Source organism: Vibrio sp. Vb0888 (genome assembly GCF_033338835.1).
Lineage (GTDB): Bacteria > Pseudomonadota > Gammaproteobacteria > Enterobacterales > Vibrionaceae > Vibrio > Vibrio alginolyticus.
In genome coordinates this window covers 36422-54516 of record NZ_JAWOTL010000009.1, presented here as the reverse complement: position 1 = coordinate 54516, position 18095 = coordinate 36422, and the positions used below count along the sequence as shown (strand labels likewise).

At 43.5% G+C, this 18095-nt stretch carries 13 protein-coding genes; 7 read left to right on the top strand and 6 right to left on the bottom strand.

What is annotated here, in order from left to right; all coding sequences use genetic code 11:
• Positions 1-145: 145 nt before the first annotated feature.
• Both glnS and nagE read right to left on the bottom strand, forming a co-directional pair.
• Positions 146-1816 carry a glutamine--tRNA ligase gene (gene glnS / locus R7P72_RS14090; protein ID WP_005382124.1) on the bottom strand — a complete coding sequence of 557 codons (1671 nt, stop codon included), beginning with the start codon at positions 1814-1816 and terminating at the stop codon, positions 146-148.
• A 276-nt stretch (positions 1817-2092) separates the two neighbouring features.
• Complete coding sequence (gene nagE, locus R7P72_RS14085) at positions 2093-3586, bottom strand: N-acetylglucosamine-specific PTS transporter subunit IIBC (protein ID WP_005384985.1); 1494 nt, start codon at positions 3584-3586, stop codon at positions 2093-2095.
• A 489-nt stretch (positions 3587-4075) separates the two neighbouring features.
• Between nagE and nagA the strand changes: the two genes are divergently transcribed.
• From nagA to asnB, 4 genes are all read left to right on the top strand, one after another.
• Positions 4076-5212, top strand: coding sequence for an N-acetylglucosamine-6-phosphate deacetylase (nagA, locus tag R7P72_RS14080; RefSeq protein WP_005384983.1), 1137 nt, complete (start codon positions 4076-4078; stop codon positions 5210-5212).
• A gap of 2 nt (positions 5213-5214) precedes the next feature.
• A complete protein-coding gene (gene nagC, locus R7P72_RS14075; protein WP_005382105.1) occupies positions 5215-6429 on the top strand; it encodes a DNA-binding transcriptional regulator NagC in 1215 nt (404 codons plus the stop codon).
• 81 nt (positions 6430-6510) lie between these two features.
• Complete coding sequence (locus tag R7P72_RS14070) at positions 6511-8100, top strand: cation:proton antiporter family protein (RefSeq protein WP_005384981.1); 1590 nt, start codon at positions 6511-6513, stop codon at positions 8098-8100.
• A 230-nt stretch (positions 8101-8330) separates the two neighbouring features.
• Positions 8331-9995 (top strand): asparagine synthase B, encoded by a 1665-nt coding sequence (gene asnB, locus R7P72_RS14065; protein ID WP_005382100.1) that lies wholly within the window; start codon positions 8331-8333, stop codon positions 9993-9995.
• Between the two features lie 115 nt (positions 9996-10110).
• Here the strand turns inward: asnB and rfaH are convergent, their stop codons facing one another.
• Positions 10111-10611 carry a transcription/translation regulatory transformer protein RfaH gene (rfaH, locus tag R7P72_RS14060; protein ID WP_005382098.1) on the bottom strand — a complete coding sequence of 167 codons (501 nt, stop codon included), beginning with the start codon at positions 10609-10611 and terminating at the stop codon, positions 10111-10113.
• Positions 10612-10944: 333 nt separating this feature from the next.
• Between rfaH and R7P72_RS14055 the strand changes: the two genes are divergently transcribed.
• Positions 10945-12333, top strand: coding sequence for a peptide MFS transporter (locus R7P72_RS14055; protein WP_005382097.1), 1389 nt, complete (start codon positions 10945-10947; stop codon positions 12331-12333).
• 49 nt (positions 12334-12382) lie between these two features.
• Here R7P72_RS14055 and hemH read toward each other — a convergent pair whose 3' ends face one another.
• The 3 genes from hemH to htpG all read right to left on the bottom strand — a co-directional run bounded on the left by hemH (position 12383) and on the right by htpG (position 16382).
• Entirely contained in the window at positions 12383-13345 is a 963-nt protein-coding gene (hemH, locus tag R7P72_RS14050) for a ferrochelatase (protein ID WP_005382095.1), read from the bottom strand.
• A 167-nt stretch (positions 13346-13512) separates the two neighbouring features.
• Positions 13513-14157: an adenylate kinase gene (gene adk, locus R7P72_RS14045; RefSeq protein ID WP_005382094.1), complete on the bottom strand. Its 645-nt coding sequence runs from the start codon at positions 14155-14157 to the stop codon at positions 13513-13515.
• 320 nt (positions 14158-14477) lie between these two features.
• The gene (htpG, locus tag R7P72_RS14040; protein WP_005382093.1) at positions 14478-16382 is read right to left on the bottom strand and encodes a molecular chaperone HtpG; all 1905 of its coding nucleotides are present in this window, start codon (positions 16380-16382) and stop codon (positions 14478-14480) included.
• Between the two features lie 271 nt (positions 16383-16653).
• Between htpG and R7P72_RS14035 the strand changes: the two genes are divergently transcribed.
• Complete coding sequence (locus tag R7P72_RS14035) at positions 16654-17532, top strand: transcriptional regulator (protein WP_213907349.1); 879 nt, start codon at positions 16654-16656, stop codon at positions 17530-17532.
• An 11-nt stretch (positions 17533-17543) separates the two neighbouring features.
• Positions 17544-18059 carry a transmembrane regulator ToxS gene (toxS, locus tag R7P72_RS14030; RefSeq protein ID WP_005382091.1) on the top strand — a complete coding sequence of 172 codons (516 nt, stop codon included), beginning with the start codon at positions 17544-17546 and terminating at the stop codon, positions 18057-18059.
• The last annotated feature ends 36 nt before the right edge of the window (positions 18060-18095 follow it).

The window sequence follows — 18095 nt, the reverse complement described above, 5'->3', positions numbered from 1 at the left end:
AGCACTTTGGTTACAGAACAAAAGCTACTAAACGCCCATCTTTTTCTCCACAGTCTTGCACATCTATATAGCGCTCTGTGGGAGTAGGTATAAAAAATGCCAGCGTTTGCTGGCATTTTTTCATCATTCTCAGCATTAATCGAGATTATTGATTCTCAATTTTTGCCCAGGTATCACGTAGACCGACCGTGCGGTTGAATACTAGATTATCTGCTGAAGAGTCTTTCGAGTCTGCACAGAAGTAACCCATACGTTCAAACTGGTAACCTTTTTCTGCTTCTGCAGAAGCTAGGCTAGGCTCGACAAAGCCATTGATCACAACTAATGATTCAGGGTTGATAGTAGAAGCAAAATCTTCCGCTGCGCCTGGGTTTGGCACCGTAAATAAACGATCGTACAGACGAATTTCCGCTGGAAGAGCTTTATCAGCTGACACCCAATGAATAACGCCTTTCACTTTACGACCATCTGCTGGGTTTTTACCTAGCGTATCTGCATCGTAAGAACAGAAGATCGTTGTGATGTTGCCTTCGGCATCTTTTTCAACGCGCTCAGCTTTGATCACGTAAGCACCACGTAAACGAACTTCTTTACCTAGCACTAAACGCTTGTACTTTTTGTTCGCTTCTTCACGGAAGTCTTCACGCTCAATCCACAATTCACGCGTGAATGGCACTTCACGCACGCCCATTTCAGGTTTATTTGGGTGGTTGGCAACTGTCAAGTTTTCTACTGCGCCTGCTTCAAAGTTTTCGATAACAACTTTAACAGGATCCAGTACAGCCATTGCACGCGGAGCGTTCTCGTTTAGGTCATCACGAATACAAGATTCTAATGAACTAAACTCGATCATATTTTCTTGCTTCGTTACACCAATACGCTTACAAAACTCACGAATAGATGCAGGTGTGAAGCCACGACGACGCAGACCTGAGACAGTCGGCATACGTGGATCATCCCAACCATTAACCAGTTTTTCAGTAACTAGCTGGTTAAGCTTACGCTTAGACATCACTGTGTATTCAAGGTTTAAACGACTGAACTCGTATTGATGTGGACGGCTTTCGATCGTGATGTTGTCTAGAACCCAATCGTACAGACGACGGTTATCCATGAATTCAAGCGTACAAATAGAGTGCGTAATGCCTTCTAATGCATCAGAAATACAGTGCGTAAAGTCGTACATTGGGTAAATGCACCACTTATCACCAGTTTGGTGGTGCGTAGCAAAACGCACACGGTATAAAACTGGATCGCGCATGACCATGAATGAAGAACCCATGTCGATTTTAGCACGAAGACACGCTTTACCTTCTTCAAATTCACCAGCGCGCATTTTTTCAAACAACGCCAAGTTCTCTTCAACAGAACGGTCACGGTATGGACTTGGTTTACCTGGCGCCTTTAGTGTGCCGCGGTATTCACGAATTTGCTCTGGACTTAGCTCATCTACATACGCTAAGCCTTTGTTAATCAATTCAATTGCATATTCGTAAAGCTTATCGAAGTAGTTTGATGAGTAACATACTTCACCACTCCACTCAAAGCCCAACCAGTTTACATCTTTCTTGATAGACTCAACGTATTCGATGTCTTCTTTTTCAGGGTTTGTATCGTCGAAACGCAGATTACATTGACCCTGGTAGTCCTGAGCAATACCGAAGTTCAAACAGATAGACTTAGCATGACCGATATGCAGGTAGCCATTTGGCTCCGGCGGGAATCGAGTATGCACGCTAGTGTGTTTACCATCCGCTAGATCTTTATCAATGATCTGGCGAATAAAGTTTGATGGACGAGCATCAGCTTCACTCATCTATAGCACCTCAAAAATATTAGTATTGTCAGAGAAAACGGAACCCTGTATCCAAGTATGGTTTCACAGAGTACATTGTTCCTAATGATCCACAATTCTAAGCAATTAGACAACAAGAACTCGCTCTAAAACGACAATATTTATCGAGTTAGCGTGAAAGCAAAGCAGATTCAAAGGGCCTAAACGAAAAAAGGCCTCCTGCGGAGGCCTTTTGCGATGTTGTAGTATCAATTGTTTGCAATACCAATAACAAACAATCACACCACTATTAAACAGTTAAGCTGGTAGCTGAACACCACTTAAGTCTTCATCTTTAGATACATTCTTCATCTCACCAGCAACAATCTCTGCTAGTGGACCAAGAATAACTTGTAGGTTGTTTGTACCTAGCTTCACAACTCCCATAGCTCCAAGATCTTTCAGAGTTTTCTCATTGATAACGCTCATATCTTTCACAGAAAGGCGCAAACGAGTAATACAGGCATCGATAGAACTTAGGTTGTCATGACCGCCAAGTGCTTTCAAGTACTGACGAGCAAGCTCTGAAGAATTGCTTGATCCAGCCACGTTAGATGAAGCTTCTTCATCATCTTCACGTCCCGGTGTTTTAAGGCCAAACTTAACAATCACGGTACGGAACACGAAGTAGTAAACCGCAAAGAAACCAAGACCTTGTACAATGAGCATGTACCAGTTTACCGCTAGCGGGTTACGAGTCGACAATACTAAGTCGACTAAACCAGCAGAGAAACCGAAACCTGCAATCCACTGCATTGATGCCGCGATATAAACTGATAGACCAGTCAGCGCTGCGTGAAGAACGTACAGTCCTGGAGCAAGGAACATGAATGCAAATTCAAGTGGTTCTGTTACACCTGTAAAGAATGAAGCAAACGCAGCTGCAATCATGATAGATGCCACTTTCTCTTTATTCTTTGATTTCGCAGTATGGTACATCGCTAGAGCAGCGCCTGGTAAACCAAACATCATGATTGGGAAGAAGCCCGCTTGGTACATCCCCGTAACACCTACCGTTGCCGTGCCTTCAGCTAATGATTTCGCACCGCCAAGGAAGTTTGGAATGTCATTAATACCAGCGACATCAAACCAGAACACTGAGTTTAGTGCATGGTGCAGACCAACAGGAATTAGAAGACGGTTGAAGAATGCGTAAACACCTGCACCTGCTTCACCCATACCTTGAATGCTTTCACCAAAACTTACCAGACCGCCGTAAACTGATGGCCAAACGTACATCAGGATGAACGCAATAACGATACCAGCAAAAGACGTTAGGATAGGTACAAGACGCTTGCCAGAGAAAAACGCCAGTGCTTTGTGCAGCTCTACGTGAGAAAAACGGTTGTACAACTCAGCAGAAACAATACCAACCAAGATACCGACGAACTGGTTATTGATTTTACCAAATGCAGCAGGTACTTCACTTGGGTCAATGCCTTGAATTTGTGATACTGCACCAGGGGCCAAAAGCGTTGTGACAACTAAGAAGCCCACGAAGCCTGAAAGTGCAGCGGCGCCATCTTTGTCTTTAGACATTCCATAAGCAACACCAACAGCGAACAATACTGACATGTTGTCAATGATCGCTGCACCAGCTTTAATAAGAAATGCAGCAAGTGCACTGTTTGCGCCCCAGCCATTTGGGTCGATCCAGTAGCCAATACCCATGAGTATTGCTGCTGCAGGAAGTGTGGCAACCGGCACCATAAGCGCCTTACCCACCTTCTGGAAGTATCCGAGAATGTTCACCTTAAGTTCCCCCTATAGGATTAGATGTTATGTTGAATGACTTATTTCAGCCGTCCAATTTAGTCATCCTAAGTTTATGATATTAATTTTGCTCCGCAAATTAAAAGCTCACCGTTTGTGATCATAATCACCACAATTTGCCCTTTCGGAAGGTTTTTGCTAGCGAGATCATAAAACTTATTTTATTATACGAAAAAATGGCGTTTTAAAGATAATATTCTCGCACTTTATGCAAGGCAGAATCAGTGTTATTTTGGTATCTAGGCGGGTAAATCACTGTAACTTTGCTCTGAAAAAGAATCATAAAAAACCATACAATTATTACTTTTCAGTTAGTTACTATGACAATAACATCGATAAAACGCGACTTGCTGTATGTGACTCGTTATCTAATTCAGTGATACAAACTAAGTACCCATATGACTGAAGCAGTCTCTACTTAGATAACGATATAGAAATTGAATTCTCATCTATAAGGACTAGCTGACTATGTACGCGCTAAGTAACTGTAAAATTTATACCGGTAGTGATGTTCTTACCGATCATGCGGTCATCATCGAAAACGATCTTATTCAATCTATTGTGCCGGTTTCTGAGCTACCTCAAAGCATCGAAGTAAAAGACCTTGCAGGCGCTAATCTAAGTCCAGGCTTTATCGATCTGCAGTTGAACGGTTGTGGCGGTGTAATGCTAAACGATGCAATTACCCCTGAAACCATGCAAATCATGCACCAGGCAAACCTCAAATCTGGCTGTACTAGCTTCCTGCCAACACTCATTACATCATCTGATGAAGATATGCGAACTGCAATTGCCGCAGCTCGTGAGTACCACAACAAATATCAAAATCAATCGCTTGGTTTACACCTCGAAGGTCCTTACCTTAACGTCGCGAAAAAAGGCATCCATAACGTCGATTTTATTCGCCCATCAGACGAAAGCATGATCGACCTTATCTGCGCAAACGCCGATATCGTAGCGAAAGTAACACTAGCACCTGAGCATAACGACCCAGAGCATATTGCGCGATTAAAGGCTGCTGGCATCGTGGTTTCAATTGGCCACACAAATGCAACCTACGCCGAAGCACGTAAAAGCTTTGAAGCAGGCATTACTTTTGCTACACACCTCTTTAATGCAATGACACCAATGGTTGGTCGTGAACCAGGAGTTGTTGGTGCAATTTACGATACTCCTGACGTTTATGCTGGCATTATTGCTGATGGTTTTCACGTCGACTACGCAAACATCCGAATTGCTCATAAAATCAAAGGTGAAAAGCTTGTTTTGGTGACGGATGCCACAGCTCCAGCAGGTGCTAACATTGATCACTTTATTTTTGTCGGTAAGAAAGTATATTACCGAGATGGTAAGTGTGTTGATGAAAATGGCACGCTAGGCGGCTCAGCTTTGACAATGATTGAAGCAGTTCAGAATTCAGTTGAGCACGCGGGGATCGCTTTAGACGAAGCTCTACGAATGGCCACGTTATACCCAGCAACAGCAATTGGTGTTGAGGATCGCCTTGGCCGAGTTCGAAAAGGGATGGTTGCAAACCTGACTATTTTCGATCGTGACTTTAAAGTAAAAGCGACGGTTGTTAACGGACAATACGAGCAAAATTAAGCATGAATGGCGGACAGATTGGTAATGTAGATTTAGTAAAACAGCTTAACAGCGCTGCGGTATATAGGCTGATTGATCAGCAAGGTCCTATCTCCCGTATTCAAGTCGCGGACGTGAGTCAGCTCGCGCCTGCTAGTGTTACCAAAATAACCCGCCAACTTTTAGAGCGCGGCCTTATTAAGGAGGTCGCCCAACAAGCTTCAACTGGTGGTCGTCGTGCGATCTCTTTGACTACTGAAGTCAAACCTTTTCATTCGATTGCCGTTCGCTTAGGTCGAGATTACGTACAGTTCAGTTTATACGATTTAGGTGGTACCGCGCTGGCAGAAGATCAGCATGAACTGCACTACACTAACCAAGCAGACTTAATCGCAGGACTTATCGATTTATTAAAAGATTTCGTAAGCCGATGCGAAGACAAAATTGATCAACTCATCGCTATCGGCATCACTTTACCGGGCCTTGTTAACCCAACAACTGGCGTGGTCGAATACATGCCTAATACCGATATCGATAATCTTGCTCTCGGTGAAATTGTTGGAGAGAAGTTTAATACAGCATGCTTTGTTGGCAACGACGTACGTGGCATGGCGTTGGCTGAGCACTACTTTGGAGCAAGCCAAGACTGCCAGGATTCTATTTTGGTTAGCGTCCACCGCGGTACTGGCGCAGGTATTATCGTTAACGGCCAGGTTTTTCTTGGTTTTAACCGCAACGTCGGTGAAATTGGTCATATCCAAATTGACCCGCTTGGTGAGCAATGCCAATGTGGAAACTTTGGCTGTTTAGAAACCGTAGCTGCAAACCCAGCGATTATTCAACGAGTGAAGCAACTGATTACTCAAGGATACGAATCAAGCTTAACCGACCTTGAAAACATCACAATTGAAGCGGTATGTCAGCACGCAATGAATGGTGATGAACTTGCGAAACAGAGTTTAGTGCGAGTGGGCAACCAGCTAGGTAAAGCGATTGCGATTACGGTTAACTTATTTAATCCACAGAAAATTGTAATTGCTGGCGATATTACTGCAGCACAAGATATTGTTTTCCCTGCAATTCAACGCAACGTAGAGAATCAATCTCTTAAAACTTTCCATAACGACCTCCCTATCGTGGCTTCTCACATTGATAAGCAGCCAACGATGGGCGCATTTGCGATGATTAAACGCGCTATGCTAAACGGAGTTTTGTTACAAAAGTTACTGGAAGACTAAGTTTATACAACCAATTGAGTTACAATCTCGGGCTGTGTTTTCACAGCCCGTTTTTGTATATCAGGAATACAGCTCAACAGTATGGAAATTATTCTAATTACAGCCGCTTTTTTAGCTGGTTTTATTGCGCTTAAATGCAGCCTCCCTCCCCTCGTTGGTTTTCTACTAGCTGGATTTGGCTTGCATGCATTTGGTTACCAAAGCAATGACGTTATTGTCACTCTCGCAGATCTTGGTGTTACTCTTCTTCTGTTTACTATTGGACTCAAACTCGATGTAAAAACCCTGCTGTCCAAAGAAATATGGGGAGGGGCAACCGCCCACAACATACTCTCTACCGCTTTTTTTGCCCTAGCGTTATCCGGCTTAAAACTACTGGGCTTGACTTCGCTAGCCAGTATGGACGGCAGCCAAATCCTGCTTTTAGCTTTTGCACTATCGTTCTCTAGTACCGTTTTTGCCGTAAAAGCATTGCAAGAAAAAGGCGAAATGAACGCGACCTACGGCACACTCGCGATCGGTATCTTGGTTATGCAAGATATTTTTGCCGTAGTATTCCTGACTGCTTCAACCGGAAAAGTCCCAGAATGGTATGCCATCGGTTTGTTCGCACTGCCTTTCCTTCGTCCCCTATTCTATAAGCTGCTCGATAAAGTTGGCCACGGCGAAATGCTGGTGCTATTCGGTATTTTCTTCGCGCTTGTTGTCGGTGCTGGGCTATTCGAGTTGGTCGGGATGAAACCAGACTTGGGCGCGCTAATTTTAGGCATGCTACTCGCAGGTCACCCAAAAGCCTCAGAACTATCCAAGTCATTATTCAATATGAAGGAGCTCTTTTTAGTCTGCTTCTTTTTGAACATTGGTTTATCCGCCTCATTGAGCGTGAATGGCGTCGTTCTCGCCCTGCTATTTATCTTACTGCTACCAATCAAAGGACTCTTGTACTTCGTCACTATTAATCATTTTAAGTTTCGAGTACGTACCTCTTTGCTCGCCTCTTTATCACTATTTAACTACAGTGAGTTTGGTCTTATTGTTGCTGGGTTGGCCTATAAAATGGGCTGGATGCCAAGTGATATGCTTGCTGCGATTGCGGTTGCGGTGTCGGTATCCTTTGTAATTTCCGCGCCACTTAACCGCCTTAGCCATAAAATTTATCAACATTCAGGTAAGTGGCTGCAAGAGACAGCGGTAGAAAAGCTCAATCAACGCGACCAACTCATCAACCCAGGTCATGCCCAAGTATTGATCTTAGGTATGGGGCGTATTGGAACGGGCGCTTATGATGAGCTACGTTCACGCTATGGCAAAATTTCATTGGGTATAGAAATTCGTGAAGACGCTGCACATCATCATCGTTCAGAAGGAAGAAATGTGATTTCTGGTGATGCCACCGACCCGGATTTCTGGGAGCGAATTTTAGATACAGGTCATGTAAAACTGGTTCTGCTTGCAATGCCACATCATCAAGGTAACCAAACAGCACTTGAGCAGCTTAAACGCAGAAAATATAAGGGGCAAATTGCCGCTATCGCCGAATACCCAGATCAATTGGAAGGCTTACTTGAAAATGGCGTTGACGCAGCATTCAATATTTATAGTGAAGCTGGTAGCGGTTTTGCTCGACACGTCTGTAAACAACTTCAACCTAAATTCACACCAATTAAATAAGCAACAGCACTGATATTTTTCGGAAGGCTTTCTATTGATAGAAAGCCTTTTTTGTATAGTTTTTATACCAAACCTTGATCTCATTCACCAAAACAACGGTTGAGTTAAATATTTTCCATACAACAAGGCCTTTTATCATTTTTTTAATCACAAAACGTTGCTTTTTTTATTAGTAATGGCAAATTTAAACCATACCGATTAGAAATTGTTTAGTTTAGTAAGGATGTAGTATGTGTTCAGTATTTGGCATTTTAGACATTAAAAGCGATGCAGCCGCATTGCGCCCTATCGCATTAGAGATGTCGAAAAAACTTCGTCACCGTGGCCCAGACTGGTCTGGGATTTACTCTTCAGAGCGTGCTATTTTAGCGCACGAGCGCTTGGCGATTGTTGGTCTAAATAGTGGTGCACAGCCGCTATACAGCCCTGATAAGAAGCTCATCCTTGCCGTCAATGGTGAAATCTACAACCATAAAGAAATTCGTGCTCGTTACGAAGGAAAGTACGAATTTCAAACCGATTCAGACTGTGAAGTCATTCTTGCACTTTACCAAGATATGGGCGCAGATCTCCTTGAAGAACTAAACGGTATTTTCGCTTTTGTGCTCTACGACGAAGAAAAAGATGAGTATTTAGTCGGCCGTGACCATATTGGTATTATCCCTCTTTATCAAGGTCACGATGAGCATGGTAACTACTATGTGGCATCAGAGATGAAGGCTCTTGTTCCAGTATGTAAAACAGTAAGTGAATTCCCTCCTGGTAGCTACTACAGCTCTAAAGATACTCAGCCAACACGTTACTATGTTCGTGACTGGAACGAGTACGCAGCAGTACAAGGTAACAGCACTAGCAAAGAAGAATTGACGGAAGCGCTAGAAGCGGCTGTTAAACGCCAACTAATGACTGACGTGCCTTACGGTGTACTTCTTTCAGGCGGTCTAGATTCTTCTATTACATCTGCGGTAGCAAAACGCTTTGCAGCGATGCGTATTGAAGATGATGAAAAGTCTGAAGCTTGGTGGCCTCAACTGCACTCTTTTGCTGTTGGCCTAGAAGGCGCGCCTGACCTGAAAGCCGCTCGCGAAGTTGCCGACCAAATTGGTACCGTTCACCACGAAATGACGTACACGATTCAAGAAGGTTTGGACGCGATTCGTGACGTGATTTACCACATTGAAACGTATGACGTGACGACTATCCGCGCATCAACACCTATGTTCTTAATGGGTCGTAAGATCAAAGCGATGGGTATCAAGATGGTATTGTCTGGTGAGGGCGCTGACGAAATCTTTGGTGGCTACCTTTACTTCCACAAGGCGCCAAACGCGAAAGAGTTCCACGAGGAGACAGTGCGTAAACTGCTTGCTCTGAACATGTTCGACTGTGCTCGTGCTAACAAGTCGCTGGCAGCATGGGGAGTTGAAGGACGCGTACCTTTCCTAGATAAAGAGTTCATAGATGTAGCAATGCGCTTGAACCCAGCAGACAAGATGTGTGGCAACGGTAAAATGGAGAAACACATCCTTCGTGAGTGCTTCGAGCACTACCTGCCAGAATCGATCGCATGGCGTCAAAAAGAGCAATTCTCTGATGGCGTTGGCTACAGCTGGATCGATACGCTGAAAGAAGTAGCAGAACAGAAAGTGACAGACCAGCAGATGGAAACAGCTCAATATCGATTCCCATACAACACGCCAACGACAAAAGAAGGCTACGTGTACCGTGAAATCTTTGAAGAGTTATTCCCACTTCCATCAGCAGCAGAGTGTGTACCAGGAGGCCCTTCAGTAGCGTGTTCTTCAGCGAAAGCGATTGAATGGGATGAATCGTTCCAAAACTGTGTTGACCCATCAGGTCGTGCAGTACAGACCGTTCACAACGACTCATACTAATTCTCTACGATAAAGATAAGGGTCGGTTCGTCCAACCCTTTTAAAACAGACAAAAAATTAGATACGATCAAAAAGAGGTGCTTTTGCACCTCTTTTTATGTTTGATGGAATTAGGCTATTTTAAATCTAAATCACTATTGTCTATGCTGACAGGCACACGCTTGGTGATCATCTGAACTAGCATAATTGAGCGTTTCTCACCATCTTGTTCTTGGAAGATGGCATCTATGCCCGCAAATTGACCGCTTTTAACTCTAATTTGATCGCCTGGTTTTGGCATACATTCAGAAACGGTATTGTCATTACAACACTTTTCTAGCTGCATCAATTCGAAGACCAAGTCACCTTGAACTTCTTTCGGTTGAGCACCAAAACGCACAAAGTCAACAACACCTCGAGTAGAGCGGACTGAGGTGAAGTTTGGCCCTTGCTCATAATCAAAGTAAGCGAATACGTAACAAGGAAACAGCGGTTCCTCGACTTTTTGTCTTTTACCGCGCAAAATCTTCTCAACTTCTACAGTTGGATAAAAGCACTCTACACCTTGATTTTCAAGGTGTTGTTTCGCCCTAACCTGCTCCCCACGTTTACAATAAAGTAGATACCAACGTTTCATCTTTTTACTAGCCAATTCTATTTTGTTTTTATCCTAGCATTAAGCCAAAGTTGAGTCATTGATATTCAGTTTATCTATAAAAGTATGATTATACATCGCTCGCATTAACGACATTTTTCAGCAACTTACGATAAAGAAGTCCATAGGCAAAAATGGAAATTAAGTTTGTAACACAACCAATACACCATCATATAATCTGCAAATCCAATCAAAAACAGCCACTTAACAAACAAAAATAGTTGAATGGCAAAATTTTATTATTTGTCACTCGTTGAATTGCATTGTATACGTAGAAGTCGTTAAAAAATGTAATAACTATTATTAGAAGAGCTTATGTCAAACCAACATCAATATTTTGGTCATCCACGTGGCCTGTTCTTATTGTTCGGTACAGAACTGTGGGAACGCTTTTCTTACTACGCAATGCGTGCCATTCTCGTGCTTTACCTTACTGATACAACAATGAATGGCGGCCTTGGCTGGTCAACCAAAGACGCATTAGACCTATACGGCATATACACAGGGCTTGTGTATATCACCCCTCTTATCGGTGGTTACCTAGCAGATAACTATTTAGGTCAACGTCGCTCAATTTTGCTTGGTGGCGCGTTAATGGCCATCGGCCAGTTTACTCTTGCACTTCCTGCTGATGCTTTAGGTATTGGTTCGCTACACAGTTTCTATTTAGGTCTTGGCCTACTTATCACTGGTAACGGTCTCTTTAAGCCAAATATCTCAACCATGGTTGGCGACCTTTATCAAGAAGGTGACAACCGTCGTGACGGCGCATTCACTATCTTTTATATGGGTATCAACTTAGGTGCATTACTTGCCGGCGTCGTTTCTGGCTCTGTGACAACCTCTTACGGTTGGAAAGCTGGCTTTGTTGCCGCTGGTGTGGGTATGCTGGTTAGCCTAGTGATGCAAATGGTACTGGCTCAATCATGGCTTGGTGATATTGGTCGCGAACCAGCGGCGAAACGAGATCTAAACAACAAAAACGCCACCACGAAGCAGCCACTCACCAAAGAAGAAGTGAATCGACTAAAAGTAATTCTGGTCATGAGCTTATTCACTATTGTCTTCTGGGCAGGCTTTGAACAAGCTGGTGGTCTGATGAACATCTACACTCAACAATATACTGATCGCATGATTGGTGGTTTCGAAGTTCCTGCTGCGTGGTTCCAATCACTAAACCCATTTTTCATTATTACTCTAGCGCCAGTTCTGGCTGTCCTTTGGGTAAAATTGGGTAAACGTGAACCTACTTCGCCAGTGAAATTTGCGATGGCACTATTTTTCTTGGCGATTGGTTTCCTTTGTATGGTTGGCGCAGTGCTAGAACAAGGTGGAGATACAACAGTAAAAACATCGATGTTATGGTTGGTCGGCGCTTTCTTCTTCCACACATTAGGCGAGCTGTGTTTATCACCAATTGGTCTTTCATTGGTGACTAAATTAGCACCGCTTCGCTTAGCTTCACTTATGATGGGTGCATGGTTTGGCTGTAATGCGATTGCTAACTATGTTGCGGGCTATGTGGGTTCTCACGTAGGCGAGTTAGGCGCTATGGCTATCTTTAGTGGTATTGCGGTCAGCGCAACCGTAAGTGGCGTAATCTTGCTCCTGTTCTCTAATACACTCGTTCGCTGGATGCATGGCGCTGAAAATACGCACAGCACGGCAGAGCAAGTAGAAGAGCAGCAAGTACAAGTCGCTTGATCGCTCAACTAAACGTAGAAAGGGTCGCTATTGCGACCCTTTTTTGTATCTAAAGTTTAGATTTAACTAACTCAACCATCATCTCGATATGAAGTTCACTATCGTTCAAACAAGGGATGTAGGTAAAGTTTTCACCACCTGCTTCAAGGAAAATCTCTTTACACTCTTCCGAGATCTCTTCCAACGTCTCTAAACAATCTGAAGAAAATGCAGGGGTCACAACATTAATATTTTTCACACCCTTTGCAGGAAGTGCCTCTAGGGTCTTATCGGTATAAGGTTGAAGCCACTCTTCTCTCCCAAATCGGGACTGATACGTCATGCCAATTTGTTGTTCACTTAAACCTAACGCTTCCCCAAGCAAGCGAGTCGTCTCTTCACAATGCTGTGGGTAAACATCACCATTGTCAGCATAGCGTTTTGGAATACCATGATAAGAACACAGCAGGTAATCTCCCTGACCATTCTTTTGCCAATGTTCACGAACTGAATGCGCTAACGCTTCAATATATTTCGGGTGATTGTAATAATCACGAATAAAGCTAAAGCTTGGCATCACAGGCAGGTTTTTAAATGCTTTAGTGATTCCGTCAGAAACCGCTGCCGTTGTTGTTCCCGAGTATTGCGGATACAACGGTAAAACAATGACTTCATCAACGCCTTGCGCCAATAGGGCTTCAAAGCCTGATTGTAAACTTGGGTTACCATACGTCATACCAAGCTCTACAGGTATATCAAGCTTTTGTGCTAACTTTTCAGTTTGGCGTTTAGAGTACACCATCAACGGCGAGCCCTCTTCCATCCATACTGATTGATAGAGTTTGGCAACTTTAGGAGCTCGGATAGGAAGGATAACGCCGTGCAATAGTGGACACCAAAGCCATCGAGTCATGTCTACCACTCGGTGATCATGAAGAAACTGACTTAAAAAACGCTTTACGGCAGGAGCGGTTGGTGCGTCAGGAGTTCCCAGGTTAACTAGGAGTACACCCTGTTTATTATTCTCTTTCATAACATCCTATTCATGGTAAACGGCTTGGTTCATATATTTAAGTAACCTCGAAGTAACGAATAGCCGAGCTGAAGTTAATTAGATATATGTTTACGAGTAAACTAAAAAAAGCGACCACTTGGGCCGCTTTCAATATATCAAAATATTAAATTTTTGACTTCAGCAAATTAAGATAGTGCTTTCTCGATATCCGCACTAACTTCAGCTACTTGCTTAGTACCATCAAACTTAAGGTACTTAGTCTTGCCTGCTTCAGCTTCTTTGCCGTAGTAGTTGATTAGCGGTGCAGTTTGCTCGTGGTAAACACCTAGACGAGCACGTACTGTTTCTTCTTTGTCATCATCACGAACAACAAGATCTTCACCAGTTACATCATCTTTACCTTCCACTTTAGGCGGGTTGTAAACCACGTGGTAAGTACGACCAGAAGGAAGGTGAGCACGACGACCAGCCATACGCTCAACAATCACATCGTCTGCAACGTCAAATTCGATAACGTAGTCTACGTCTACGCCCATTTCTTTTAGGCCGTCAGCTTGAGGGATAGTACGTGGGAAACCATCTAGTAGGAAACCGTTTGCACAGTCTTCTTGAGCGATGCGCTCTTTGATAAGACCAAGGATGATTTCATCAGAAACTAGCTGACCAGCGTCAATAACAGCTTTAGCTTGTTTACCAAGCTCTGTACCTGCTTTGATAGCAGCACGAAGCATATCACCAGTAGAGATTTGTGGAATACCGTATTTTTCCATGATGAAGTTTGCTTGTGTGCCTTTACCTGCACCTGGAGCACCTAGAAGAATGATGCGCATGATTTATCCTCTTTAATATTTAAGATTTATACCGAAGCTCACAATAGCTGACCTCTTAGACATCAAACCTGAGAAGCACCTGCAACGATAAGTTTCGGTATAACGTATATAGGCGAGCAAAAATACACGCCTTATTACTCACATTCAAGTCGCAGATTCTATCACAGGTTCTCTGAGCAAAGAGTGTATTAAGACTAAAGAATGTTAACAGTACCCTCTTTCACGCCCTATTGATTATTAACTCAGCACTTGAGATGCAAAATTTTGCGACAACAAACAAAAAGCTCGCGAAATGCGAGCTTTTTGATTTGCAGAGGTTATTACACCTTAGTCAAAAGTTGATTAACGGCTCCTAAGAACTCTGTTGGATCCTCAATAGAGCCTCGCTCCGCTAGCATTGCCTGACCAAGCAGAACTTCAACCCAGCGACCAAACGCTTCTTCATCGGCTTCGTCAGCCATACGCTTAACCAATTCGTGCTCAGGGTTTAGCTCAAAGATGTATTTCACTTCCGGTACAGCTTGACCAGCTGCCGCAAGAAGCTTCGCCATTTGAGTGCCCATTTCGTAATCGTCCGTTACCACAACAGCAGGCGTGGATGCGAGTTTGAAGGTCGTACGAACTTCTTTCACACGATCGCCTAGGTAAGACTTCGTGCGCTCTACAACCGACTTAAACTCTTCTTCGGTTTCTTTTTGCTTCTCTTTTTCTGCTTCATCTTCAAACTGACTTAGATCAAGCCCAGCCTTAGTGATTGACTGGAACTGTTTACCATCAAACTCAGTTAAGTAGTTCATCAGCCACTCATCAATGCGGTCGTACATCAAGATAACTTCAATGCCTTTCGCTTTGAACTGTTCTAAGTGAGGGCTGTTTTTCGCAGCTGCATAGCTGTCTGCCGTCAAGTAGTAGATCTTATCTTGACCTTCTTTCATGCGCTCAACGTAAGACGCCAAGCCCACAGTTTGCTCAGAAGAATCCACTTCAGTTGAAGCAAAGCGCAATAAACCTGCAACTTTCTCTTTGTTTGCAAAGTCCTCCGCAGGGCCCTCTTTCATCACAAGACCAAACTCTTTCCAGAATGATTGGTATTTCTCTTCGTCATTCTTGGCCATACGCTCGAGCATCGTTAGCACGCGCTTAGTACAAGCATTACGTAGAGACTGAGTCACTTTATTGTCTTGTAAAATCTCACGCGATACGTTTAGCGGTAAATCGTTTGAGTCTATTAAACCACGTACGAAGCGTAAGTATGACGGCATAAATTGCTCTGCATCGTCCATAATGAATACGCGCTGTACGTACAGTTTCAAGCCTGATTTGTGGTCGCGGTTCATCATATCCCAAGGTGCTTTCGATGGGATGTATAGTAAGCTCGTGTAGTCGTTTTTACCTTCTACACGGTTATGACTCCAGACCAAGGGATCGGCAAAGTCATGTGATACGTGTTTGTAGAACTCTTGATACTCTTCTTCTGAAACATCAGATTTGTTACGCGTCCACAGTGCTTGGGCTTTGTTGATTTGCTCCCACTTCTTCTCATCTGTTTCCTTGCCTTCGTCATCACGAACGACAGTTTGGATTGAAACAGGAATGCCGATGTGATCAGAGTACTTACTGATAACGTCACGTAGACGCCACTCATTCAAAAACTCTTTACCCTCTTCACGCATATGAAGAATGATGTCGGTACCACGTGACTCTTTGGTAATGTTTTCGATGGTGTACTCACCTTCACCCGCTGAGTGCCATTGTACCGCTTCATCAGCGGCTAGACCCGCAGCGCGAGTGCGCACGGTAACGGCGTCAGCAACGATAAATGCCGAGTAGAAACCAACACCAAATTGACCAATAAGCTGAGAGTCTTTGCTCTGCTCTTCAGATAGCTTTGAGAAAAACTCGGCTGTTCCAGATTTTGCGATTGTTCCTAAGTGCTCAATCACATCATCACGGCTCATACCGATACCGTTATCAGAAATGGTTAAGGTATTTGCGCTTTCATCAAACGACAGCTTCACGCAAAGGTCTGCATTACCTTCGTATAGATCTGGGTTAGATAACGCCTGAAAGCGCAGTTTGTCTGATGCATCTGATGCGTTAGAGATCAGCTCGCGCAAAAAGATCTCTTTATTTGAATAAAGAGAATGGATCATTAAATGCAGTAGTTGTTTTACTTCTGATTGAAAACCACGAGTTTCTTTATTTTGAGATACGGTTTCGCTCATGTGTGCTCCATAACATCTAAACTAATTGGCTTTTTCATAGGGACAAGTTTGTGACTTTCCCCTTGAAATCACCTTACCGAGATGTCATTTAACATGTGGCTGACAAATGTAAATTCAAGGTCAATATTGCTAAAAACGGTGTTTTTTTAGAAAATTTTAATTATCCTACCCGTCTAAAAGCATCTAAAATGTCGTGCGCACTCCAAGCGCCCCGGTAATTTTGTGACATAAATCACCATAATTACAACATCATCCATCTAAGAAGAACTAAATGACTAACATTGGCACCAAATTTCTACTTGCTCAAAGGTTCACCTTTGATCCAAATAGTAATTCGCTCGCTGACCAACAAAACGGCAACGACGTTGTACGATTAGGAAGCAACGAAAGCCGTATACTTCTGATGTTGGCAGAGAGACCAAACGAAGTTTTAACCCGTAACGAGCTTCACGAGTTTGTTTGGCGTGAGCAAGGTTTTGAGGTGGATGACTCAAGCCTGACTCAAGCGATTTCTACTCTGCGTAAGATGTTGAAGGATTCAACAAAATCTCCAGAGTTTGTTAAAACGGTACCTAAACGTGGCTACCAACTCATTTGTTCAGTGGAACGCTTGAACCCATTTTCTACTGACTCTAACACTGACGTTGAAGAAACCGCTTCTGAACAAGAAGCGCCAGCAGTGGAGTTAGAAGCGAGCGATACACCACCAACAGAGATAGTGACCGATACTACTGCTGATCTTGAGCCTCAAGTAGAGCCGACTAAAACTCAGCCGAAGCCAGCATCTAACACGATTAACTGGCTACCGCGTGTCATTATCTTTTTGTCTCTGCTGCTTCCTGTTTGCGTATTGTTATTCACGAACCCTGCGGAATCCCAATTCCGTCAGATTGGTGAGTATCAAAGTGTACCGGTGATGACACCTGTAAATCACCCTCAAATCAACAACTGGTTGCCTTCAATAGAGCAATGCATTGAGCGCTACGTGAAGCACCATGCAGAAGACTCGTTGCCAGTTGAAGTGATTGCCACTGGTGGACAAAATAACCAGCTGATTCTGAACTACATTCATGACAGTAACCACTCTTACGAGAACGTAACACTGCGTATTTTCGCAGGTCAAAACGATCCAACAGACATCTGCAAATAAAGGAGGCCAATATGAAGATTAAATTAGCATCTGCGGTTTTGGCCGTATCCGTTCTTTTCAGTAGTTGGTTGTATTGGGGAAGTGACCTAAAAGTGGAGCAGCTCCTCACAGCAAACGAATGGCAGTCGACCATGGTGACAGTCATTACAGACAGCTTGCCTGACGATACTGTCGGCCCACTACGCCGAGTTAATGTTGAATCAAACGTGAAATATCTCCCTAATGGTGACTATATTCGCGTAGCAAATATCAAACTATTCGCTCAAGGCTCAACCGCAGAATCAACGATAAATATCTCGGAAAAAGGCCGCTGGGAAGTAAGTGACAACTATTTGTTGGTCTCGCCTTCGGAGTTTAAAGATATTTCATCTTCTCAATCAAAAGACTTTTCCGAAGCACAGCTACGTTTGATTACTCAAATTTTTAAGCTAGATGCGGAGCAAAGTCGTCGTATTGACGTCGTGAACGAAAAAACACTATTGCTCACTAGCTTGAACCACGGTTCTTCGGTACTGTTTAAAAACTAATTTTGATTGGATGATAAGGGGGCAAGACGCCCCCTT

Bases quoted from the DNA above. Each gene is read 5' to 3' on its own strand.
- toxS (WP_005382091.1), top strand. From the start codon at position 17,544: ATGAAGATTAAATTAGCATCTGCGGTTTTGGCCGTATCCGTTCTTTTC.
- R7P72_RS14035 (WP_213907349.1), top strand. From the start codon at position 16,654: ATGACTAACATTGGCACCAAATTTCTACTTGCTCAAAGGTTCACCTTT.
- rfaH (WP_005382098.1), bottom strand. From the start codon at position 10,611: ATGAAACGTTGGTATCTACTTTATTGTAAACGTGGGGAGCAGGTTAGG.
- R7P72_RS14055 (WP_005382097.1), top strand. From the start codon at position 10,945: ATGTCAAACCAACATCAATATTTTGGTCATCCACGTGGCCTGTTCTTA.
- adk (WP_005382094.1), bottom strand. From the start codon at position 14,157: ATGCGCATCATTCTTCTAGGTGCTCCAGGTGCAGGTAAAGGCACACAA.
- nagC (WP_005382105.1), top strand. From the start codon at position 5,215: ATGAATGGCGGACAGATTGGTAATGTAGATTTAGTAAAACAGCTTAAC.
- glnS (WP_005382124.1), bottom strand. From the start codon at position 1,816: ATGAGTGAAGCTGATGCTCGTCCATCAAACTTTATTCGCCAGATCATT.
- asnB (WP_005382100.1), top strand. From the start codon at position 8,331: ATGTGTTCAGTATTTGGCATTTTAGACATTAAAAGCGATGCAGCCGCA.
- htpG (WP_005382093.1), bottom strand. From the start codon at position 16,382: ATGAGCGAAACCGTATCTCAAAATAAAGAAACTCGTGGTTTTCAATCA.
- R7P72_RS14070 (WP_005384981.1), top strand. From the start codon at position 6,511: ATGGAAATTATTCTAATTACAGCCGCTTTTTTAGCTGGTTTTATTGCG.
- hemH (WP_005382095.1), bottom strand. From the start codon at position 13,345: ATGAAAGAGAATAATAAACAGGGTGTACTCCTAGTTAACCTGGGAACT.
- nagA (WP_005384983.1), top strand. From the start codon at position 4,076: ATGTACGCGCTAAGTAACTGTAAAATTTATACCGGTAGTGATGTTCTT.